Genomic DNA, 21,639 nt, shown 5'->3' with positions numbered 1-21,639 from the left:
GGCCCCAAGGCTACGCCGGGCATTGGTGCACGGATAACAAGGACACGGGCGGCACAAGACCGCCGAGGGAGGATTGTTTGGCCGTTCGTTACTATGACTGGATCGCTCATCATGGCCGCCGCACGCCTGATAAGGTCGCGGTGATCGACCTCGCGAGCGAGCGCCGCTTCACCTATGCGCAGCTCGATGCCCGCGTCTCGCGCCTCGCCTCCTTCCTGCGCCACACGCTGAACGTCTCGCGCGGCGACCGCGTCGCGGTGCTGGCGCTGAATACGACCGATACGCTGGAGGTTCAGTTCGCCTGCGGCCGCCTTGGCGCGATCTTCGTGCCGCTGAATACCCGCCTGACCGTTCCCGAGCTTCAGTTCATCACCGCTGACTGCGCGCCGAAGGTGATGATCCACGACACTGATCTGGCCGAGACCGCACTGAACGTTGCAAAGCTCTGCGGCATCGCGACGAGCCTGCTGCTTGGCCGCGGCGGGTCCTATGAGGCCGGCATCGCCGCCGCAAGGCCACTCGAGACAATCGAGCAGGTCACGCTCGATGATTTCTCGACCATCATGTACACATCAGGCACGACGGGACATCCCAAGGGCGCGACCATCACCCATGGCATGACCTTCTGGAATTGCGTCAATCTCGGCGGCCCCGCCTGCATCGGGCCGTCCTCCGTGCTGCTCACCGTGCTGCCGCTGTTCCACACCGGCGGGCTCAACTGCTACACCAATCCCGTGCTGCATGCCGGCGGCACCGTGATGATCATGCGCACCTTCGATCCCGGCACCGCGCTCGGCCTGATCAACGATCCCGCACAGGGCATCAACGTCTTCTTCGGCGTGCCCGCGATCTACCAGTTCATGGCGCAGCATCCGGCTTTCGCGACGACCGATCTTACCCGGCTGATCATCGGCGGCGTCGGCGGCGCGCCGATGCCGGTGCCCCTGCTCAAGGTGTGGGAGGCGCGCGGCGTCGCGCTCCAACAGGGCTACGGCATGACCGAGACCTCGCCGGCCGTGCTGGTGCTCGACCGCGAGGATGCGGCGCGGAAAGCCGGCTCCGCCGGCAAGCCGGTGCTGCATACTGAGGTCCGCATCGTGCGCCCCGACGGCAGCGATGCCGATATCGGCGAACTCGGCGAGCTCTGGGTCAAGGGCCCCAACATCACGCCGGGCTACTGGAACAGGCCGGAGGCGAACAAGACCTCCTTCACCGACGGCTGGCTGCACACGGGCGATGCGACGCGCGTCGACGAGGAAGGCTTCTACTACATCGTCGACCGCTGGAAGGACATGTACATCTCCGGCGGCGAGAACGTCTATCCGGCCGAGGTCGAAAACGTCCTGCATCAACTCGATGCCATCGCCGAAGCTGCAGTGATCGGCATTCCCGATCCGCAATGGGGCGAGGTGGGCCTTGCCATCGTCGCGGCCAAGCCGGGCCGGAAGCTGACCGAGGCCGATGTCTTGGCGCATTGCGCGGCCAATCTCGCGCGCTTCAAATGCCCGCGCCAAATCCGCTTCGTCGAAGCACTACCGCGCAACGCCACGGGCAAGATCCACAAGCCGACCTTGCGCAAGGAGTTCTCGGTGACCTCCGAAGTCGACAAGAAAGCCGCCAACGCCTGATCAAAGCGCCCCTCTAGCGGGCGCTTTTCTTTTTGAAGTGCCTGCCCCACCCCACGAGAAACCCCAAGGAATTTCCATGAAGAACAAGAAACTCGTCCTGCTCGCCGCGGCAACGGCCCTGACATTGCTCTCGGTTCAAGGCGCTTCCGCGCAGAAAAAATACGACACCGGCGCCAGCGATACCGAGATCAGGATCGGCAATGTCGAGGCCTATTCCGGTCCCGCTTCCGCCTACGGCATCATCGGTAAGACCGAGGAAGCCTATTTCAAGATGATCAATGATCAGGGCGGCATCAACGGCCGCAAGATCAACTGGATTTCCTATGACGACGGCTACTCGCCGCCCAAGACCGTGGAGCAGGTCCGCAAGCTGATCGAGAGCGACGAGGTGTTCCTGGTCTTCAACGCGCTGGGCACGCCGACCCAGACCGCCGTGCAGAAATATCACAACGCCAAGAAGGTGCCGCAGCTCTTCCTCGCCACCGGCGCCAGCAAGTGGAACGACCCGAAAGGCTTTCCCTGGACCATGGGCTTCCAGCCGAGCTACCGGGTCGAGGCGCGGATCTTCGCCAAGTACATCTTGCAGGCCAAACCCGATGCCAAGGTCGCGATTTTCTATGCCAATGACGATTTCGGCAAGGATTACGTCGCCGGCATCAAGGAGATTTTTGGCGACAAGGCGTCCTCGCTGATCGTTGCCGAAGAGAGCTACGAGACCACCGAGCCGTCGATCGATTCCCACATCGTCAAGCTGAAGGGCACTGGCGCCAACGTCTTCGTCAACATCTCGACACCGAAATTCGCAGCCCAGGCGATCAAGAAAATCGCCGAGCTCGAATGGAAGCCGATGCATGTCATGACCGACGTCTCGATCTCGATCGGCGCGGTGATGAAGCCTGCCGGGCTCGATGCTTCGGAAGGCGTGCTGTCAGCGACCTATCTGAAGGACGCGTCCGATCCGCAATGGAAGGATGACGAAGGCATGAAGAAGTTTCTGGCTTTCATCGACAAATACATGCCGGGCGCCAATGTCTCCGACACCAACCTCGTCTACGGCTACGCCGCCGCGCAGACCCTGGTTCAAACCTTGAAACAGTGTGGCGACGACCTGACGCGGGAGAACGTGATGAAACAGGCCGCCAGCCTGAAGGACTTTGCGCCCGATACGCTGATCCCCGGCATCAAGATCAACACCGGCACCAACGACTTCGCGCCGATCGAGCAGCTCAAGATGATCCGGTTCAAGGCTGGCCAGTGGGAGCTGTTTGGCGATATCATCAGCGCGGAAACCGGAGGCTAGTTCTTCGCGCATGTCCTAGACCCATCATGCAGAGCCGCCCCCCGATGGGGACGGCTCAGTGCTGAATTGAAGCTCCGGTCTCCTGGCTCACCTCGATGGACACCACGGACAGACCAAGGCGGCGGGGATCGCCAATGCCCCTGAACACGGGGCATGACCATGCGAGGATCGCGATGCCGGAGGACGGCAGGTCGAGGCGCATCGTATAGCTGTCGGGGCCGATCGCGATCGCAGAGCTGTCCACGCGCACACCCTCGAGATAGAAATACGCGCCGATTTTCTCCAGTGGCGCGCGCAGCGCCGGACTTCGGATACGGACCGTGTTGCGGCCTGGGATTCCCTTGATGCGGACGGCCGCCTGCGGCTCGCTCCAGCGGAAAGTGTGCCCGGCCGATGCCTCCACCGCATGGAATCCGACTTGTGCGAGAACATCTTCGCCAAGGAGGCCGGCAACGGGCCTTATATCCCATCCAGCGCGATGAATGCAGTCGAGCCTCTGCAGCCGGATCAGCGAGGCGATGTAGTGCCTCATCCATCGCGCGATCGCTTCGCTCGAACCGGCCACCGTCAGTGCAGTCAAGACCGCATACGCGTGCGCGACGGTCAGGCGTGCGGCTACACGCGCGCCAAGACCGCCAAGCAGCGATGGCACCGCCCAGCGGCAGAAGGCGCGCAGCTTGTCGCCAGGCTGCCTCCAGCCTCGACCCGATAGGCTGTAGCGCATCAGCGCCTTCAATGCATGACGCGCGAGCGAAACGTCGTAATCATCCCGCTCGCTCCACTCGATCGGAATCTCGAGCAGCTCGCTGCCGGGATCGCGGCGTGCCTCGGCGAGGTAGCGGATCTCACCCTGAACGAAATCGAGCGTGAACTTCCTTAGCTCGCTGAGCTCCCCGACGTAATAGTGATGGAAGCGCGCCTCTTCCAGATAACCAATGGCATGGCCTTTTGCGTGATATGTCGCAGCCAGCACCCATTCGGCGAAATGGCCGAGCTCCTCCCGCAGGCCTCCGCATTCCCAATAGACGTCACGCCGCGTCACGAAGCACTGATCGAGTACTTTACGCCAAGGATGCTGTTTCATCCCGAACTCGATGTCGGCCTGGTACATCGCAGCCTCTGCCAGGGACAATCGATTGTGGCAGATCGGGACCGAATGGCAGGAAAAGCCGGCCCAGTCGGGATGAGCCTCGATGGCGCGGATGCACAGCTCGATCACGCCGGGCTCGGGCCAGCAATGCGACTCCGTGAAGAACAGATGGCTACCGCGGGCTTTGGTCGCGCCGAAAGCGCACAGCCCGATGTCATGTTCGGAGTCTGTGAACTCGATGCGAGCCTCGTCACCAGCCAGCGCCTTCAACTCCTCGCGCGCCCTAAAATCGGGTGGCACGACCAGGATGATTTCGTAGAGCGACTTGTCCGCGGTCTGCGATGTCCAGCCCAGCCAGGACTGCTCCCATTGCCCGCGGTGATATTCGAGCGGGATGATGATGGAGAACAGCGGAGATCCGCCGCCGTGTCGCCCGGGCCCGTCCTGCATGGTCTTCCCTTATAGACACATGCCAAGGCGGTGCAGGACTATTTCTTGCGGACTATAGCGTCAAAAACAGCGCGAACGACTCTTCTACCGTGCGTCGCAGATGCTTTCGATACAAGGCATGGTTGGCATCGTCGGGCGCAACCCGTCCCAAGGAAGGCTTCTGGACGTTTTTCAGCGGCACGTAGGCGATCGGCGCCGCGATCGGCGTGAGCTGCGAGCCAGGGCCTGCGCGGAGCGTCGAGATGATGCCGTACATCTCGCCGGCGACCGTCGGCCGCGACACCGTGATCACGCGATGCTGGCCATGCTTGATGATGACGAGGTAGATGAAGCCGGACTGATGGGGAACGGCGACCTCGCCGGTATGCTCGTAGGCGGCATCGGTCCGATCGCCCTCGCGGAAGACCAGCGAAGAGATTTTCGGCTCCCAGACGATCTCGGTGCGATAGGCAAAGATCGCATCCTTGTCGCCGAACGACGGCCGCAGCGTGATGTAGACGTCCTCGAGCCAGCTCACCGCGCGGTGCGCATAGGAGCCGAGGCTGTCGGGCGCGACATCATTGGCGGCCGGCGGCGTCACGACGACGACGCTTTTGCGCAAGGAGACGCCCAGCGCCTGCTCCAGCCGGACCGTCGTCGCCAACGTGAACGGCCTGCGGCCGCCGAGCACCTTCTCCAGCGTCGACAGGCTGAGCTTGGCCTGCTCGGCCAGCGCCTGCCGGGAGATCCGGCGTCGGGCGAGCTCCTCGCGAATGGTCTCGGCAATCTCGCGGCTCTGCTCGTCCGAAAGCTGCTTGTCGTTGGATTTATCCTGCATCTGTATCGTTAGCCCTGCTCCAGCACGGCCATCCTAGCAGGGCGGACAAACCAGCACAAAACCGCACATGACCGCCCACAGGCGGCGTGCCCGGGCCGGCCGCGGCGGAACATTGCCGATCATTCTGCTCGCGAAATCGGCCCCTCCCAGCAAATGCTCAGAGCCAGCAAACGTCCTTTCGGGAGCAGGCCAAATGGACACCTACGACACAGCTGACAACGACGAGCACCCCATGTTGAACCGGCTGATCAAGCTCGGATTGCTTCTTCTCGCGCAGGGCATCGCGGTGATGCTGATGGCCTTCGTGGCCCTGCTCGTCAGCTTCGGGACGAGTTGGTCGGCAACCGAGCAGGCCAGCCTGCTCCAGCCCGGCGATGCACGGTCCGGTACGCTGCTTCTGAAGGACTACGGCGCCACCACGGAAGCGATCCGCCTCGGCATCGACGTCGACATCACGGTATCGGGCCCGACGCTGCGCGCCCGGGTCACTCAGGTCTTTCGCAATCCGACGCAGGATTGGGTCGAGGCAACCTATGTCTATCCGCTGGCAACCGGCGGCGCAGTCGATACGCTGAAGATCGTGGTCGGGGACCGCGTCATCGTCGGAGACATCAAGGAGCGGCAGCAGGCCCGCGTGATCTACGAAGAGGCACGCCGCGCCGGTCAGAAGGCAGCGCTCACCGAGCAGGAACGCCCGAACATCTTCACCAACTCGGTTGCCAATATCGGTCCCGGCGAAACAGTGCTGGTGCAGATCGAGTATCAGGAGCCCGTGCATCAATCAGGCAACGAATATTCGCTCCGCCTGCCACTGGTGGTCGGACCGCGCTACAATCCGGCGCCCATCGTCCAGAGCGTCGACTTCCGCAACGACGGCTCGGGCTGGGGCGCGACGACGTCGGACCCGGTACCGGACCGCGACCGTATCGCACCGCCTGTGCTGGATCCCGCCAAGAATCCACCGGTCAATCCGACCACCATCACGGTGCGCCTGAAGGCCGGCTTCGCGCTTGGCGAGGTCAGGAGTCACCACCATAACGTCAAGATCGAGAGCCCGGACAACACGGCACGCATCATCACGCTCGCCGATGGCGCTGTTCCCGCCGACCGCGACTTCGAGCTGACCTGGAAGCCCGCCGCCGAGAAGGCGCCGTCGGTCGGCCTGTTCCGCGAACATGTCGGCGATGCCGATTACCTGCTCGCCTTCATCACCCCGCCCAGCGTCGAGCAGTCAATGCAAAAGCCACTCCCGCGTGAGGTCGTGTTCGTGATCGACAATTCGGGGTCGATGGGCGGCACGTCGATTGTCCAGGCTAAAGCGAGCCTCACTTACGCGCTCTCTCGGCTCCAGCCGACCGACCGTTTCAACGTCATCCGCTTCGACGATACCATGGACGTGCTGTTTCCGGCTTCCGTGCCGGCAGACGCTGCGCATGTCGGCGAGGCGAGTTCGTTCGTGAGCGCGTTGCAGGCGCGCGGGGGCACCGAGATGGTGCCGGCGATGCGCGCCGCCCTGGCCGACAAGCTCGGCGACACCGGCATGGTTCGCCAGGTCGTCTTCCTGACCGACGGTGCAATCGGCAACGAACAGCAATTGTTCGAAACGATCACGGCAATGCGCGGCCGCTCGCGCGTCTTCATGGTCGGCATCGGGTCGGCGCCCAACACCTATCTGATGACACGCGCCGCCGAGCTCGGCCGTGGGGCCTTCACCCATATCGGGTCCGTCGAGCAGGTGGAGGAGCGCATGCGGGGCTTGTTCGCTAAGCTCGAAAATCCGGCCGTAACCGGCCTCATCGCGAAATTCTCCGAAGCCAAGGCCGACATCACCCCGGCGATCATCCCCGACGTCTATCGCGACGAGCCGCTGGTGCTTGCGGCAAAGCTCGACAAGCTCGCGGGCTCGCTCGAGATCCGGGGGCGCGTCGGCGACCGTCCATGGTCGGTGACACTGCCGCTGCAAAATGCCGCCGAAGGCAACGGCCTGTCGAAACTCTGGGCCAAGCGCAAGATCGGTGACGCCGAGGTGGCGCGCGCCATGCGGGAACTCGCCCCCGAGGAGGCCGACAAGGCGATCCTGGCGCTGGCGCTCGACCATCAGATCGTCACGCGCCTGACCAGCCTTGTCGCCGTCGACAAGACGCCGAGCCGCCCCGAAGGCGCACCGCTCAAGCTCAGCGAACTGCCGATCAACCTGCCCGCGGGCTGGGATTTCGAGAAAGTGTTTGGCGAACGGTCGCCGATCCCGGCGCAATTGCGTGAACGCCATGCCGATGCGCGCACCTCGCCGGCCGCGCGGCGTCCAGCACCTGCAGCGCCTGATGCGGTCCGTCTGCCCAAGACGGCAACCTCAGCCGAGCTGAAGATGATCGCAGGTCTGATCCTGATCGCGCTCGCCCTGACCCTGATCGTGTTCAACCGACGTCGGCCCTTGCTCACCGACGTCGCTTGAGAGAGGAGCCCCCCGAACTCCTCTGTTAGCGCGCGCGGCTGCCCGTCCCACACCAACGGCCGCGCGCGCCTTTTTCTCCCGTCATTGCGAGCGCAGCGGAGCAATCCAGGCTGCCTCAACGGAAAGACTCTGGATTGCTTCGCTTCGATCGCAATGACGCGTGTAGAGACAATGCTCCGCCTCTTATCTCCCCTGGTTCTGGCACTGATCGGCCTCATCCTGTTCGGCGACGGCGCCTATATCCATGCCAAGGCGTGGCTCGCGCAGGTGCTGCTGGAGCGCGCCTTCGACAGAAGCCTGGCAACAAGCGAGGTGATCAAGCCGTGGTCATGGGCCGACACCTGGCCGGTGGCGCGGATCGAGGTGAAGCGGATCGGCGCCAGCGCGATCGTGCTGGAAGGCGCAAGCGGGCAGGCGCTTGCCTTTGGACCCGGTCATATCCACCAAACGGTTGATGCCGGCGAGCGCGGTATCGCTGTATATGCCGGACATCGCGACACACATTTCCGTTTCTTGCGGAATGTTGCCATTGGTGACGTGATCGATGTCACACGCCGTGACGGCAAACACTTTCGCTATCGCGCGGATTCATCCGCCGTGGTCCGCTTCGATGCATCGGGCATCGATCCCACGGCGCGGGATGTCGAACTCGTGCTCACGACCTGCTGGCCGTTCGACGCCGTCACGTCCGGCCCGGAGCGGTATGTCCTGCATGCCACCCTGACCGAAACAGGTGAATAGCGGTTCGCAATCGGCCCGATCCCGGATTGATCGAGGCCTCTGAAACCGCGCCGGATAGGCCGCGCCATCGCGTTTGACGGGACCGTGAGCTGGCGCTGCAGGCCTGAGACCTATAGAATGGCCCATTGTTTTTGTACGTTGTGATTTGTGAAAGAACGATAGATGGACGACGAGTTCAGGCAGCGCCTCGAACAACGATTGGAGCAGCTCGAAAATCGCGTCGCACTCCTGGAAAGGAACCAGGATCTCATCGCCGCCGGGCAACGGCGATCCTCGCTGCGGAGCCTCTGGCGGCGCCCGCCGATGTGGACCTTCGAGCAATATCCGCCGCGACTGCTCAATTTGAGGACTTTCCCGCCGGCCCCCTCGATCCACGAGGATGCACCGCGGATCGCGATCGTCACGCCGAGCTACAACCAGGCGCAATATCTCAGCGCCACGATCGAGAGCATCATGAGTCAGAACTATCCGAACCTGCATTATCACGTGCAGGATGGCGCCTCGATCGATGGCACGACAGATCTCCTGAAACGCCGCGGCGAGTACATCAGTTGGAACAGCGAACCTGACAGCGGGCAGTCGAACGCCATCAATCTCGGCTTTGCCGGCATCGACAGCGAGATCATGGCCTATCTCAACAGCGACGACATGCTGCTGCCGGGGACGCTGGCCTATGTCGCCAACTATTTCACGTCGCATCCGCATGTCGACATCGTCTATGGCCATCGCGTCTTCGTCGATCGCGAAGGGCTCGAGGTCGGCCGTGCCGTGCTGCCGCCCCATGACGGGCAGGCGCTGCAATATGCCGACTATATCCCGCAGGAGACGATGTTCTGGCGCAAGCGCGTGTGGGACAGGATCGGGCCGATCGACGAAAGCTTCCATTACGCGATGGATTGGGACTTCATCCTGCGAGCGCAGGCCGCGGGGTTCAAATTCGTGCGCCTGCCGCGATTTCTCGCCTGCTTCCGAATCCATGACGCGCAGAAGACGGCATCAACCTACGCAATCGGCGTCAGGGAGATGGGCATCTTGCGGCGCCGCGTTCTCGGCTTCGATCCGACACAGATGCAGATCCGCCGTGCCATCGCTCCCTATCTCGCGAGGCAGGTCGTCTTTCACTACGCCCACAAGCTGAGCCTGCTGCGGTACTGAGCGGAGCGGCGATCAGCGGTCTCGTGACGCACGGACATCGTCATCGAGCCATATCCGCTCGAGGCCGATGCCGAGGGGACGCACATCGGAGCTCAATCCCAGATCAGCGGGCGAGCGTGGATCGGATAACGACAGGGTGATGGTCAACATCCCGTCGGCGGCAATCGCGGCGGGATCGAGCATCAACCTGCGCAAGCCCGCGAACGCCCCTCTCGAAAACGTCAATTCCTGCTGGGCTCCGTTGCCGACGCGGCAAACCGCGCGCAGTTGCGGATTTCCGTCGGACACGAAGGCCCGGCACGCCAGCACGAGCTCGACCGGGCGTGACGGAATGGGTTGAACCTCGAAGCGGAGCACGCAATTCCTGGCAGCGGACCAGGTACCCCATTGCTCCGGCTCGCTCCATCCTTCGATCAACGCGGCGACGCCTGTCCCGCCACGTCTGAATTCGAGCTCCTCTGCGCCGAGGATCGGCGCGGACACGGGAGCCTCCGGAGCGGCCGGATCGAACGGCTCCTGATCCGGCACGAACTGCGCGATCACGCGCACGGCATCCGCGATCGAATTGAGCCCGAGCGCCGAACCATCCAGCTCGTAAATCACACGACTCTGTCCGATGACGCGAACACCCTTGCCGGGCGGCGGCCGATCCGCAAGGCGGGCAGGAATGATGATGTCGGCAAGGTCGAATCCGTGCGTGCGGGCGAGCTCGCCGATGGTCTGCACGGTCCGGTCATACAAAGGCGGACGGTTGTTGATATCGGTCGCGAGGGCTTGTGCCAGCGCCTTGAAGTCGAGCCGCACGTGGTCGTCATCCGGCAGCAACAATCGTTTCAGGACGAGCATATCCTTGGCGATGAAAAGGTGGAGGGCATTGAGATCGGGGAGCCGGGGATCGTCCTCGATGGGGCCGAAATCCCGCGCCCCGCGTGGCGTTTCGAGCAGATCGGTGGTCTCGAAGAACAGCGCGTGACCGGTGCTGTGCTGCGAGAATCCGGCCATGCTCAAAGGCCGCGACAGTCGGACGAAACTGACGGTCAGCGCAGCATTGGCGATACCGGATGCCACGTCGGGCGATAGGCCGATGAAGTAGCGGCCACCAACCGCACGCATCCGATCGATGACGCTGCGGCGGACGAACGAATTGTAGATCATCGGCAGGTTCGCATAGTGCGCCTGGAAGCCGAAGATGCGCGCCAATTCGTCCCGCGACGAGACGCGCTTTGCCGACGAGGTCAGGTCGATCTCGGCGAGCAGCCGATTGCGGAAAGTCGGATGGTAATAGCCCGGCCAGTAGTAGCTGTAGGCGCGCCAGCTCAGGAGATCGACCTTTCGGCCGGAGAGCAGATCCGATGCCGTGGCACATGCATAGGGCATCAACCCGTCGTCATCGCCGAGGAAGGCGATGTACTCGCCCGAGGCATGGCCGAGCGCTGCCTCCCAATTGTCGGTCATGGTCAGGACGGTTTCGCTGGCAAAATGCTTGAATCGCTGGTCCTGGAGGCCTGCGACCATCTTCGCGATCTCGGGATTGCCGCCGTTGTTCTGAACCACGAACTCGCAGTCCGCATGCGCAGGCTGGCACGCCATGGTCGCGAGCGCGTGGCGAAGCGTGTCGGGACGATCGAGGGTCGGCACCACGATGGACAGAAGCGGCATGATCACCATTCGAGAGAGTGTGCGTCACGGTTCCTAGCATCTTGCCGGATCGTTCGCACTTTCGCCAAAAGTCTCGTGATGCTAGCCTTGTCGTCAGGCCTTGTCGTCAAGACTTGCCCATTCCGTCTCGCGGCATGGAGTCCCGCCACGATCAGCCGGCGAAGCCGACGCAACAGCGCGTTGCAACAAGAACAAGAAGTGAGAGAAGCGCATGGAAGCTCAAGTGCCTGCCGCATCGGTTTCGCAACGCCCATGGTCTCCGGCTCCCGATGCCAGCGACATCGTCAAGGGCATCCATGCCATGCTGCACCCGCTCAACATCGTGCTGGTGGGCGCGACCGACAAGCCCGGCAATTATGCCGAACGCATCTGGAATAATCTGATCAAGTACGGCTACGAGGGCGGTCTCTATCCGGTCAACGCCAAGCGCGAAGCCATCTGGGGCGTCCCCTGCTACAAGGACTTTGCGAGCCTCCCGGAGAAGCCCGATCACGTTCTGGTGCTGGTGCCGGCGCGCTTTGCCGTCCAGGTGATCCGCGACGCCCATGCGGCCGGCGCGCGGTCGGCCACCATCGTCACCTCTGGCTTCAGCGAGTTGCAGGATGAGGAAAGCCAGAAGCTCGCCGCCGAATTGCAGGCGGCGATACGCGAGACGGGGCTTGCCGTCACCGGTCCGAATTGCCTCGGCAACTTAAGCGCCGGCGAAAAGCTCTTCACCAACATCGACGACCGCATCGTCACCATGGAGCAGGGCGCGGTGGCGATCGCCGGGCAGTCCGGCGCCATCGTCATGGCGATCCGTCAGGCGCTGGAAGATCGGGGTGTCGGTGTCGGCTACATGGTGACGACAGGCAACGAGGCCGGACTCGAGACGCCAGACCTGATGCGCTATTTCGCCGAGGACCCGAGCATCAAGGTGATCGTGGTTTATCTCGAAGGCGTGCGCAACACCAAGGCGTTTCGCGACGCCTGCAAGGCGGCGCGCGCCGCAAGCAAGCCCGTGATCGCGCTCAAGCTCGGCGCCTCCGAGGGCGGCCGCGCCGCGGCGATGGCGCATACCGGCGCCCTCGCGGGCTCGATCGAGACGTTCGACGCCATTGCAACGCGCGAAGGGGTGATCCGGGTCGGCGGGCTCGATGAGCTGATCGAGACCACCGAATGCTTCGTTCACGCGGCCGTGCCCAAAGGCAACCGGCTCGCCGCCGTCACGCTGTCGGGCGGCAAACGTGGCATGCTGCTTGACGCCTTCTACAAGGAAGGCCTGAACTTCGCGCCGCTCAGCCCGCACGTCGGCTCCGAACTGGCCAAAATGCTCGGACCGGGCTCGATCGTCGGCAATCCGCTCGACGCCGGCTTTGCCGCGGTGGTCGATCCCTCCGTCTACATGAAGTCGATCAAGCTGATGATCGACGATCCCGACATCGACATCATCATCGTCGACGCCGAACTGCCCAAGACGCCGCATGAGCTGCGCGAGCGCAATTTGCGCATCGTCGACGAGATGGCGCGCCAGGGCGGCAAGCCCGTGATCTACATCAGCGCGATGTCCATTGGCTTCACCGAATTCACCAAGACCTTGCGCAAATCGCTGCCGCATCTCGCGGTCATGCAGGGCATGGACCGAGCGGTGACCGCGATCAAGTCGCTGCTCGACTACGCCAAGCTGCGCAAGGAGGTGCCCGACGTCGTCTCGAGCTCGAAACCTGCCGCGCGCGCCGTGCTGGAGAAGGCGTTGAGATCGGCGAGCGGTGCCGCGCTCGACGAGGTCGCCTCGAAGAAGCTCCTGAAGGCGTATGGCATTCCGACCTCCAAGGAGGCGATTGCACAGACCGCTGCGGAAGCCGCAAAGATCGCCAAGCAGATCGGCTTTCCGGTCGTGGCAAAGCTCGTCAGCGCGGAGATCCTGCACAAATCCGACATCGGCGGCGTCGTGCTGAATCTCAACAGTGCCGCCGAGGTGAAGAAGGCGTTCGCCGACATCACGGCACGGGTGGCGAAGCTGAAAGGCAAGCCGAAGCTCGACGGCATTCTGATCGCGCAGCAGGTCAAAGCCGAGCTCGAGCTCGTGGTCGGCGCCTCGCTCGACGCCGAAATGGGACCGGTCGTGCTGTTCGGCACCGGCGGCATCGACATCGAGCTGATGAAAGACGTCGCGCTCGCCGGCGCGCCGCTGGACGAGGCCGAGGCGCGGCTCCTGATCGGTCGCACCAAGGCTGGAATCAAGATGCGCGGCTACCGCGGCAAGCCGGCCTTGCACGAGGCCTCCGCGGTGAAAGCGCTGGTCGGCCTGTCCAATTTGATCGCGGATGCCGGCGACCGGATCGCCTCAATCGACATCAATCCGTTCCTGATCAACACCAGGACGGGCGTGGCCGTCGATGCCCTGATCGTCCTGAACAACGCTGCGGCAAGACGCGCTGCCGAACATTGAGATCGCGTAGGGCGGACTAGCGTCAGCGTAATCCGCCATCTTGGATCCCGAAAGCAGCGGCGAGTTACGCTTCGCTAACCCGCCCTACTTAAATTACGGACTCCTTCCAACTTCCCTGCTTTGGCCGTAAAACCTTCCCCGCATGGCACGCGCGAGCAATCTGGTGATCGGAACGACGACGCTGGCGGTGATCGCCGTGGCGTTCGGCGGCCTGCTCGGCGCGCAGAAATGGCGCACGATCCAGAGCCGCAGCCAGTTGCGCGTGGTATTCGAGGGCGGGTCCGCCAGCGGCCTGCGTCGCGGCGGGCCGGTCAATTTCGACGGTGTCCCGGCGGGCCAGATCCTGTCGATCAAGCTGGACAATCCGCGCAGGATCGTGGCGCTGGTGATGCTCGACAACACCGCGCCGATCCGCAAGGACACCGTGGCGGGCATCGAGTTCCAGGGCCTCACCGGGGTTGCTGCGATCTCGCTGATCGGGGGCGCTCCCTCGGCGCCACCGGTGCCGCTGGACTCGGACGGCGTCCCCGTGCTGACCGCCGATCTCAGCGACGCCGAATCCATCGTCGACACCCTGCACAGTGTCGACCGCACGATCGTCAGCAACGCCCCTGCGATCAAGGACGGCCTGCGCACGTTCGAGAACTACACTGCCGATCTCCGGAGCAAGGGCGGCGAGATCGATTCCGTCATGGCCAAGGTCGACAGCGCCTTCGCCGGCTTCGACAAGGCGGTCACGAAGATCGAGGGCGTCGTGCCCGGCTTCGTCGACGGCAAGGCCGACGAGCTGTATGAGAAGATCAAGGGACTGCACGAACTTGCCGATACCATGAAGAAGAAATCGGCGGGCTATCTCGAGGACATCCGTCGCTCGCTGCTCGACGTCAGCGAAGCAGCCAACAAGATGAGTGGGACGCCAGCACCCGCCGCCGCCCCGCGTCCACCACGCAAGCCCGAGAAGAAGAGGCAGTAACTCTGCTTTCTTATCCTCCCCTGGAGGGTAGCAGTCCCGCCTAGTCTAGTGACGACATCTCACCACGCGTAGCGCACGAGGCCCTTGCCGGCGTAGGAGCGCGTGACGTTCGAGAACTCGCCCTCGAAGGTGGCCGACGCAGACCAGCCGTTCATCCAGTTCATCTGTACTGATGCCGTCGTCAGAGCAGAATCGCGCGCCTGAGCGGCGCCGTTCACGACGAAGGCCGATCCCGGCAGCGTCTGGAACACCGCAGCCGCCGTGCGATCCGGATTGTAATCATGCGCCCAGGCGAGGCGGCCGCGCAGGGTCACCAGGCCGCCGGCCGCGGCAAACGACTTGTCCGCGCGCAGGCCGAGTTCGGTGCGGGTACTGGTCACGTCCTTGGCGGCATAGTTGAGCGCGAAGATGTTGCTGCCTACCACGGCCGATTCTGCATAGCCAGGAAGGCTGAACAGAGTGGCCTGGAGCGCTGCATAGGGCGTGACGCCGGTCCACTGCGTGGCATAGCGATAACCGCCCTCGATGCGGCCCGAGACTGCGTTGGCGTTGAACTGCGCGCGCAGCTGGTCGTAGCCGGCAGCCGTCACGACGCGGTTGGTCGTGACATCCTGCCAGCCATAGGCGAGCGCCGCCGTGACATAGGCCGGTCCGGCCGTATGACGCACGAAGGCGCCGGCCTGGAACAGATCGGAGCGACCCCAGCCGAGCCCGCTGACGTTGAATCCAGTCCCGCCGCCTGCAAGGGCGAAGCCCGCAACCGTCGACGGCGAGAAGCGGTAATCGAGGCCCACGGCAGTGCCATAGACGCTGCTGCTCGTGTTGTTCGAGCCGAGGCCAGCATTGCCGTCGGTGGTCTGCGAGCCGCCGTAGCCGGCCGCCCACACATCCCAGCGCTGCTCGAACGTCGCGGTCGGTGCCTTGCGGTAGATCGAGGCAAAGGCGTCGCGCGCGTTCCTGTCCCGCGCGTTCGTGTCGACGGCAAATGGCGTTGCACCAGGCGTGCCGCTGCGTCCCGCACTGAAGACATCGGTCAACAGGCTCATGAACAGATTCATCGCATTGAAGGTCGTCTGCTGCGATCCCGTCGCTGGCTCGCCGGAGGCCTGCGTCAGGCCGTTGGGCCCAAGTCCCGCGAATTCGGCTTGCAGGAAACCATTGGCGTTGAAGAAATTCTGAAGCGTCGTGGCGACGTTCTTCTGATTGACGTTGAGAGCGTACTTCGTGCCGTAGTCGAGCGTAAAATCGAGAAAGACCTCGTTGGATCCGACGGTCGTCGTGCCGACGAGGCCGCCGGGCGCGGCGACGCCGGAAAAATTGCCGGTAGGGGTGCCGAAGAACTCCATGATCGAATAATGCTTCTTCACCGTGCTGCCCGGATACAGCGCGACGCCGACGGTGCCATCCAGTGTGACATTGCCCATGACGAGCGCGTGGCTCGTGCTGGACCCGCTACCGACCTGAACGCCATAAACCGAGCCGGGCTGGAAGGTGAGATCGCCCTGAACCTGCATGCTCGAGCCTGGACCGCCGTCGCCTGGAGCATAAATGCCGCCGCTGGCGATCACCGTATTGCCGACGATTCCGGCGCCGAACAACGCGCCGCCCGCATTGACGGTCGTCAGGCTCGATTGTGAGATATCGCCATCGACCCGCAGGATGCCGCCATTCACCGTGGTCGTGCCGGTGTAGGTGTTCGTGCCCGAGAGGATCAGCGTGCCACTGCCGACCTTTTCCAGCGAGCCGGGTCCGATCGGGCCGCAACCGCAGGTATCACCGATGACGCCGCTGACCTCGGTGGAGAGGTTGTTGCCGCCGACGACGAGGGTATTGCCGCCGCCGATGTAGTAGAAGCCGCTGCCTTCGATCGATCCTGCGGTGATGCGACCATCGCCGGCCGGACCGGTGCCTCCACCGAAATCGACGACGCCGGTCCCGGCGGTGATGAAGCGTGCGTTGCCGCCGGTGGAATTGTCGAAGAACTCGGTCCTGCCGCCGTCCTTGGTGATGATCGTGGCATTGCCGGCCGTGGTGAACGCGCCGAAATTGGTGAGACCATCGGCTTCATTGATGATGGTTGCATTGCCGGCGGTCGCCGTATCGGAGCCGGCGAACGTCCCGAACACGGTTCCACTAAAATCCTTGTTCACGATCGTTGCCGAACCCGCCGAAGATTGCTCGATGAATATTGTGCCGCCGCCATTCTGATTGGTGATGTTGGCCGTGCCTGCGTTGGTCCGTCCGAAGAAGCCGATCAGGCCGCTGTCATTGATGATGGTCGCCCGACCGGCCGTCGCGGTGTCGGACCCGCCCCCGGTCGGATCTCCGAAATACACCTGGCCGTTGTTGGTGATCACGATCGAGCTGGCGGAGCTTGCGTTGAGAAACACCGTCGTGCCGGAGAAGGCGTTCACGATCGACGTGATCCCCGACGTGTCGGCATTGACGATGCTGAAGAGGCCCTCATTGGTGACGGCACCGACAATGCTCGCAGTATGGGTCGCATCACCGAGCTGCAACGATCCGCAGGCGCAGATGAAGGTGCCCCCGGCATAGGTGTTGGCGCCGAGCAGCGCCAGGATACCTGGGCCCTGAACATTGATGCCGTCGTTGCCGACGATGCGCGAAACGATGATGGCCGACGGATCATTGGTGCCGGTCACATCGTTGGTGACGAATGTGGTGCCGCCTGAGGCCAGCCTGAGATCGCCGCCCTGGATGGTGTAGACTGAACCATCGGCGGTGAGGTCGAACCCCACGAGACCGTTGAGCTGAACGCCTCCCGGCGTGACCGTCACCGTGCCGCCCGTTGCCGGCGTCGAAGGACCGCTACTGCCGAACAGCGTGCCGACCGACGAGGGATCATAGGCCGTGCTGACCGCGCCGAAGACGTCGGTCCAGTTGGTCGTGGTGTTGTCCCAAACGCCACCTCCGCCGTTGACGGCGCCGTTCGGCGTGGTCTGTGATCCGTTGAAGACCTGCTGGGCCCGGACCGGACTCGCCAGAGCGACCGCGCTCAAGACGAGGCCCGCCCCGAACGCCGCGCGCATTGCCGCGGCACCCCGGCGCAGGCAACCCCGCCCGCTCGATCGCAACCAAGCCCCCAAGGCCCCGTCCCCTCAGCCGCGGCGCTCCCCAGCGGCGCCGCCGGGGAACTTAGGCGATCAGGATGGGCGGTAGAACTACGGCGCCTCGAGAATCTGCCAACCGGACCGCAACTCGGGCGGATTCAACAGCCCATGTTGCAACCGCGCCACGCTTTTGCCGAGCGCTATTCCCATCCTGCGCATACGCGGATGCGTCAGAACGTCCACGCTTGTGGACGGCCATTCACATCCCTGGTTGATCATCCAGCTCGTGGCGCCAGCAAGGGCTCAGTAATTGCTCGGGGCCGCCCCATTCGGGATGCCGTCGATCGGACACTCGTCGGTCCCCGGCGTCGAGCGGGTCATCGCCTCGACCATGTCTCGCGTGCCTTCGGGATCGGCGATCCAGTTCTTGTAGAAATCATAGGGGCAGGCCGCGACGCCGCGCGGGCTTTCGCCGGAATTGATCATTCCGGTGTAGCCGCGGTGGACCAGCTTGTAGAGATGGTTCTGCGATTGGCCGTTGCGGCGCGCATCGCGGATCAGGTGTTTCGACAGCTGCGCGTACTGGATCCCGTACTCCTCCTCGCCGCACTCGCCCAGAGTACGGCCGTCAAAGCCGATGATCGCGGAGTGACCGAAATAGGAATAGACGCCGTCGAAGCCGGCGGCATTGGCGACCGCGACATAGACGTTATTGGCCCACGCCATGGCCTTGGAGATCAGGACCTGCTGCTCCTTGGCCGGATACATGTAGCCCTGGCAGCGCACGATCAGCTCGGCGCCCTTCATGGCGCAGTCGCGCCAGATCTCCGGAAAATTGCCGTCGTCGCAGATGATCAGGCTGACCTTCATGCCTTTCGGCCCTTCGGAGACATAGGTGCAATTGCCGGGATACCAGCCCTCGATCGGCACCCACGGCATGATCTTGCGGTACTTCTGGACGATCTCGCCCTTGTCATTCATCAGGATCAGGGTGTTGTACGGCGCCTTGTGGGGGTGCTCCTCATGACGCTCGCCGGTCAACGAGAACACGCCCCACACCTTCGCCTTGCGACAGGCCTCGGCGAAAATCGCGGTCTCTTCACCGGGCACGGCGGATGCCGTCTCGTACATCTCCTTGGAGTCGTACATGATGCCCTGGGTGGAATATTCCGGGAAGATCACGAGGTCCATGCCGGGCAGGCCGGCCTTCATGCCCACCAGCATGTCGGCGATCTTGCGGGCGTTGTCGAGCACCTCGGCCTTGGTGTGCAGGCGGGGCATCTTGTAGTTGACCACTGCGACGCCGACGGTGTCGTTGCTGCTGGAAATGTCGCCGTGAAGCATTTGGGCCGCTCCTGTCTTTCATTCGTTTGAGGTCATCGCATGCGTTAGTGGCTGATCATCCAGGGCCGCGCCGTGGGGAAGCCCTTGGCCCCGCTCTTGGCCTTGGTCATCAGCCGCGCGGGCTTCTTCTTGTCAGGTGAGTTCTTGTCCTTCACCGTTTTGCCCGACGAGCAACAGCCGCAGCCCGGGCCGTGCGAAGCCTTGTATTGCGCCAGCGTCTGCGGCGCGTGCGAGCTCCGCTCGTTGACGGCGTGCGCCTTGCGCTTCTCCGCCGGCATGCAGAAGAAATTCGGTGCGGTCAGGATCACCCGCGGCGCCATCGTTTCGCAATGCGGGCAGCTTTGCGGATCGTCGCATTCCGCCATCGGGCGCAAGTCTTTGAAGGGACCGCAGTCGTCGCAGAGATATTCATAGACCGGCATTTACATCATCCCTAACGCTCTTGCCTGTTCACACAACTCGCTGCCACCATTCGTGTGGAGGTAGCCCCTCTCCCCGTAAGAACGGGGAGAGGGAGCTCACCGCCTACTTGTCAGGCGAGATCGGCATCTGGATATCGCCGGTGATGTGCTTGATGGGGCCAGCCGCCGACGGCATCACGTCGAAGTCGAAGATCTCCGTCGGCAGCCATAGCGTGGCGCAGGCGTTGGGCACGTCGACCACGCCGGAGATGTGGCCCTGGCACGGCGCGGTACCGAGGATCGAATAGGCCTGCGCGCCCGAATAGCCGAACTTCTTCAGGTACTCGATGGCATTGAGGCAGGCCTGCCGATAGGCGATGTGGACGTCGAGATAGTGCTGCTTGCCGGCCTCGTCGACGGAGATGCCTTCGAAGATCAGATAGTCCTTGTAGTTCGGCGTGATCGGCGACGGCTTGAAGATCGGGTTCTTGATGCCGTATTTGGCCATGCCGTCCTTGATCACCTCGACCTTGAGATGCAGCCAGCCGGCCATTTCAATGGCGCCGCAGAAGGTGATCTCGCCGTCACCCTGGCTGAAATGCAGATCGCCCATCGAAAGGCCCGCGCCGGGCACATAGACCGGGAAGTAGATCTTGGAGCCGCGGGAGAGATCCTTGATGTCGCAATTGCCGCCATGTTCGCGCGGCGGCACCGTGCGCGCGCCTTCGGCACCGATCTTGGCTTTGACGTCGCCCTTGGCGCGGCCGCCATGGGCGGTCGGCGCGAATGGCGGATTGGCAAGGCCAGGGACGCGGGTCGGGTTGGTTGAGATCAGCTCGGCCTCGCGCTTGTTCCAGGTGTCCAGCATTTTGGGATCGGGCAGACAGCCGATCAGGCCGGGATGGATCAGGCCCGCGAAGTTCACGCCGGGCACGTGGCGCGACGAGGTGTAGAGACCCTTGATGTCCCAGATCGACTTCTGCGCCAGCGGGAAATGATCCGTGAGGAAGCCGCCGCCGTTCTGCTTGGAGAAGAAGCCGTTAAAGCCCCACAGGCTCTCTTTCATCGGGCCGACGTCGAGCAGATCGACGACGAGGAGGTCACCGGGCTCGGCGCCCTTGACGCCGATCGGGCCGGAGAGGAAGTGAACGATCGACAGATCGATGTCGCGGACGTCATCGGCGGAATCGTTGTTCTTGATGAAGCCGCCGGTCCAGTCATAGGTCTCGATGATGAAATCGTCGCCGGGATTGACCCAGGCCACGATGGGAATGTCGGGGTGCCAGCGGTTGTGCACCATGTCATTATCGTAAGCCGACTTGGTGAGATCGACCTTGATCAGTGTCTCTGGCATCGAGATGCTCCCCTTTTACACGGTTGGTTAGACGGACAGATATTTCGAGACCTGCGCGGCATCGACGGCGTCGCGCGGATCGTCGCGCACGATCTCGCCGTTCTCGATCACCAACACGCGGTCGGCGATATCGAGCGCGAAGCTCAGGACCTGCTCGGACACCACGATCGAGAGTCCCTTCTCGTCGCGGATGCGCTTCAGCGTGCGCGCCATCTCCTTGATGATCGATGGCTGGATGCCTTCGGTCGGCTCATCCAGCAGCAGGACCTTGGGCTTGGTCGCGAGCGCGCGCGCGATCGCGAGCTGCTGCTGCTGACCACCGGAGAGATTGCCGCCGCGACGGCCCTTCATCTCGAGCAGGACCGGAAATAGCTCATAGATGTCGCCGGGCACCTCGGATTCACCGGAGACGACCAGCCCGGTCTCGATGTTCTCCTTCACCGTCATGGTCGAAAAGATCATGCGGCCCTGCGGCACGTAAGCGAGGCCCTTGGCGACGCGCTCAAAACTCTTGAGGTTTCCGAGCTCGGCGCCGTCCATGGTCACCGAGCCGCTTTGCGCCGGCAGGATGCCCATCAGCGACTTCATCAGCGTGGTCTTGCCCATGCCGTTGCGGCCCATGATCGCCACGATCTCGTTGGGCGCGACCTTGACGTTGAGGCCGTGCAGCACCTCGCTCTGGCCGTAGGCGACGTGGAGATCTGAGATTGCCAGCATCGATTGCTCCTAGGCCCGGTGTGTCTTCTTCCTTCTCCCCTTGTGGGAGAAGGTGG

General features: G+C 63.3%; 15 protein-coding genes. 7 read left to right on the top strand and 8 right to left on the bottom strand.

From position 1 onward, the window contains the following. Nucleotides 1-77 precede the first annotated feature (77 nt). The gene (locus IVA81_RS29395; RefSeq protein WP_247324438.1) at nucleotides 78-1,628 is read left to right on the top strand and encodes a long-chain fatty acid--CoA ligase; all 1,551 of its coding nucleotides are present in this window, start codon (nucleotides 78-80) and stop codon (nucleotides 1,626-1,628) included. A 76-nt stretch (nucleotides 1,629-1,704) separates the two neighbouring features. Then, nucleotides 1,705-2,928 carry an ABC transporter substrate-binding protein gene (locus IVA81_RS29390; protein ID WP_247324437.1) on the top strand — a complete coding sequence of 408 codons (1,224 nt, stop codon included), beginning with the start codon at nucleotides 1,705-1,707 and terminating at the stop codon, nucleotides 2,926-2,928. Between the two features lie 55 nt (nucleotides 2,929-2,983). On the opposite strand, the gene IVA81_RS29385 is transcribed toward IVA81_RS29390, so the two are convergent. Then, nucleotides 2,984-4,468 carry a hypothetical protein gene (locus IVA81_RS29385; RefSeq protein ID WP_247324435.1) on the bottom strand — a complete coding sequence of 495 codons (1,485 nt, stop codon included), beginning with the start codon at nucleotides 4,466-4,468 and terminating at the stop codon, nucleotides 2,984-2,986. A 52-nt stretch (nucleotides 4,469-4,520) separates the two neighbouring features. Continuing rightward, the gene (locus IVA81_RS29380) at nucleotides 4,521-5,291 is read right to left on the bottom strand and encodes a helix-turn-helix transcriptional regulator (RefSeq protein WP_247324667.1); all 771 of its coding nucleotides are present in this window, start codon (nucleotides 5,289-5,291) and stop codon (nucleotides 4,521-4,523) included. A gap of 187 nt (nucleotides 5,292-5,478) precedes the next feature. Here IVA81_RS29380 and IVA81_RS29375 point away from each other — a divergent pair, with 187 nt between their 5' ends. The 3 genes from IVA81_RS29375 (at nucleotide 5,479) to IVA81_RS29365 (ending at nucleotide 9,633) form a co-directional block, all read left to right on the top strand. After that, nucleotides 5,479-7,737: a marine proteobacterial sortase target protein gene (locus tag IVA81_RS29375; protein WP_247324433.1), complete on the top strand. Its 2,259-nt coding sequence runs from the start codon at nucleotides 5,479-5,481 to the stop codon at nucleotides 7,735-7,737. Nucleotides 7,738-7,908: 171 nt separating this feature from the next. Next, complete coding sequence (locus tag IVA81_RS29370; protein ID WP_247324431.1) at nucleotides 7,909-8,478, top strand: class GN sortase; 570 nt, start codon at nucleotides 7,909-7,911, stop codon at nucleotides 8,476-8,478. A 162-nt stretch (nucleotides 8,479-8,640) separates the two neighbouring features. Beyond that, nucleotides 8,641-9,633, top strand: coding sequence for a glycosyltransferase (locus tag IVA81_RS29365; RefSeq protein ID WP_247324424.1), 993 nt, complete (start codon nucleotides 8,641-8,643; stop codon nucleotides 9,631-9,633). Between the two features lie 12 nt (nucleotides 9,634-9,645). Here the strand turns inward: IVA81_RS29365 and IVA81_RS29360 are convergent, their stop codons facing one another. Then, the gene (locus tag IVA81_RS29360) at nucleotides 9,646-11,292 is read right to left on the bottom strand and encodes a glycosyltransferase family 2 protein (RefSeq protein WP_247324422.1); all 1,647 of its coding nucleotides are present in this window, start codon (nucleotides 11,290-11,292) and stop codon (nucleotides 9,646-9,648) included. A gap of 211 nt (nucleotides 11,293-11,503) precedes the next feature. Here IVA81_RS29360 and IVA81_RS29355 point away from each other — a divergent pair, with 211 nt between their 5' ends. Next, on the top strand, nucleotides 11,504-13,723 hold the full coding sequence (locus tag IVA81_RS29355) for an acetate--CoA ligase family protein (RefSeq protein ID WP_247324420.1): 2,220 nt from the start codon (nucleotides 11,504-11,506) through the stop codon (nucleotides 13,721-13,723). 142 nt (nucleotides 13,724-13,865) lie between these two features. After that, nucleotides 13,866-14,696 carry an MlaD family protein gene (locus tag IVA81_RS29350; protein ID WP_247324419.1) on the top strand — a complete coding sequence of 277 codons (831 nt, stop codon included), beginning with the start codon at nucleotides 13,866-13,868 and terminating at the stop codon, nucleotides 14,694-14,696. A 59-nt stretch (nucleotides 14,697-14,755) separates the two neighbouring features. Here IVA81_RS29350 and IVA81_RS29345 read toward each other — a convergent pair whose 3' ends face one another. The 5 genes from IVA81_RS29345 to urtE all read right to left on the bottom strand — a co-directional run bounded on the left by IVA81_RS29345 (nucleotide 14,756) and on the right by urtE (nucleotide 21,583). Next, the gene (locus IVA81_RS29345; protein WP_247324418.1) at nucleotides 14,756-17,746 is read right to left on the bottom strand and encodes an autotransporter outer membrane beta-barrel domain-containing protein; all 2,991 of its coding nucleotides are present in this window, start codon (nucleotides 17,744-17,746) and stop codon (nucleotides 14,756-14,758) included. Between the two features lie 324 nt (nucleotides 17,747-18,070). After that, complete coding sequence (locus tag IVA81_RS29340; RefSeq protein ID WP_247324417.1) at nucleotides 18,071-19,111, bottom strand: aliphatic amidase; 1,041 nt, start codon at nucleotides 19,109-19,111, stop codon at nucleotides 18,071-18,073. A gap of 44 nt (nucleotides 19,112-19,155) precedes the next feature. Next, the gene (locus IVA81_RS29335) at nucleotides 19,156-19,533 is read right to left on the bottom strand and encodes a zinc ribbon domain-containing protein (RefSeq protein ID WP_247324416.1); all 378 of its coding nucleotides are present in this window, start codon (nucleotides 19,531-19,533) and stop codon (nucleotides 19,156-19,158) included. A 103-nt stretch (nucleotides 19,534-19,636) separates the two neighbouring features. Further along, the gene (gene fmdA / locus IVA81_RS29330; protein ID WP_246920139.1) at nucleotides 19,637-20,866 is read right to left on the bottom strand and encodes a formamidase; all 1,230 of its coding nucleotides are present in this window, start codon (nucleotides 20,864-20,866) and stop codon (nucleotides 19,637-19,639) included. A gap of 27 nt (nucleotides 20,867-20,893) precedes the next feature. Then, nucleotides 20,894-21,583 (bottom strand): urea ABC transporter ATP-binding subunit UrtE, encoded by a 690-nt coding sequence (gene urtE, locus IVA81_RS29325; RefSeq protein WP_247324415.1) that lies wholly within the window; start codon nucleotides 21,581-21,583, stop codon nucleotides 20,894-20,896. Between the last annotated feature and the right edge of the window lie 56 nt (nucleotides 21,584-21,639).

Origin of the sequence: Bradyrhizobium sp. 141 (assembly GCF_023074055.1) — a bacterium.
Lineage (GTDB): Bacteria > Pseudomonadota > Alphaproteobacteria > Rhizobiales > Xanthobacteraceae > Bradyrhizobium.
Note: the sequence above shows the minus strand (reverse complement) of the source record. Positions and strands in the feature narration are given on the sequence as shown.

Bases quoted from the DNA above. Each gene is read 5' to 3' on its own strand.
- IVA81_RS29345 (WP_247324418.1), bottom strand. From the start codon at position 17,746: ATGCGCGCGGCGTTCGGGGCGGGCCTCGTCTTGAGCGCGGTCGCTCTG.
- IVA81_RS29360 (WP_247324422.1), bottom strand. From the start codon at position 11,292: ATGCCGCTTCTGTCCATCGTGGTGCCGACCCTCGATCGTCCCGACACG.
- urtE (WP_247324415.1), bottom strand. From the start codon at position 21,583: ATGCTGGCAATCTCAGATCTCCACGTCGCCTACGGCCAGAGCGAGGTG.
- IVA81_RS29390 (WP_247324437.1), top strand. From the start codon at position 1,705: ATGAAGAACAAGAAACTCGTCCTGCTCGCCGCGGCAACGGCCCTGACA.
- IVA81_RS29385 (WP_247324435.1), bottom strand. From the start codon at position 4,468: ATGCAGGACGGGCCCGGGCGACACGGCGGCGGATCTCCGCTGTTCTCC.
- IVA81_RS29355 (WP_247324420.1), top strand. From the start codon at position 11,504: ATGGAAGCTCAAGTGCCTGCCGCATCGGTTTCGCAACGCCCATGGTCT.
- IVA81_RS29350 (WP_247324419.1), top strand. From the start codon at position 13,866: ATGGCACGCGCGAGCAATCTGGTGATCGGAACGACGACGCTGGCGGTG.
- IVA81_RS29340 (WP_247324417.1), bottom strand. From the start codon at position 19,111: ATGCTTCACGGCGACATTTCCAGCAGCAACGACACCGTCGGCGTCGCA.
- fmdA (WP_246920139.1), bottom strand. From the start codon at position 20,866: ATGCCAGAGACACTGATCAAGGTCGATCTCACCAAGTCGGCTTACGAT.
- IVA81_RS29365 (WP_247324424.1), top strand. From the start codon at position 8,641: ATGGACGACGAGTTCAGGCAGCGCCTCGAACAACGATTGGAGCAGCTC.
- IVA81_RS29375 (WP_247324433.1), top strand. From the start codon at position 5,479: ATGGACACCTACGACACAGCTGACAACGACGAGCACCCCATGTTGAAC.
- IVA81_RS29370 (WP_247324431.1), top strand. From the start codon at position 7,909: ATGCTCCGCCTCTTATCTCCCCTGGTTCTGGCACTGATCGGCCTCATC.
- IVA81_RS29335 (WP_247324416.1), bottom strand. From the start codon at position 19,533: ATGCCGGTCTATGAATATCTCTGCGACGACTGCGGTCCCTTCAAAGAC.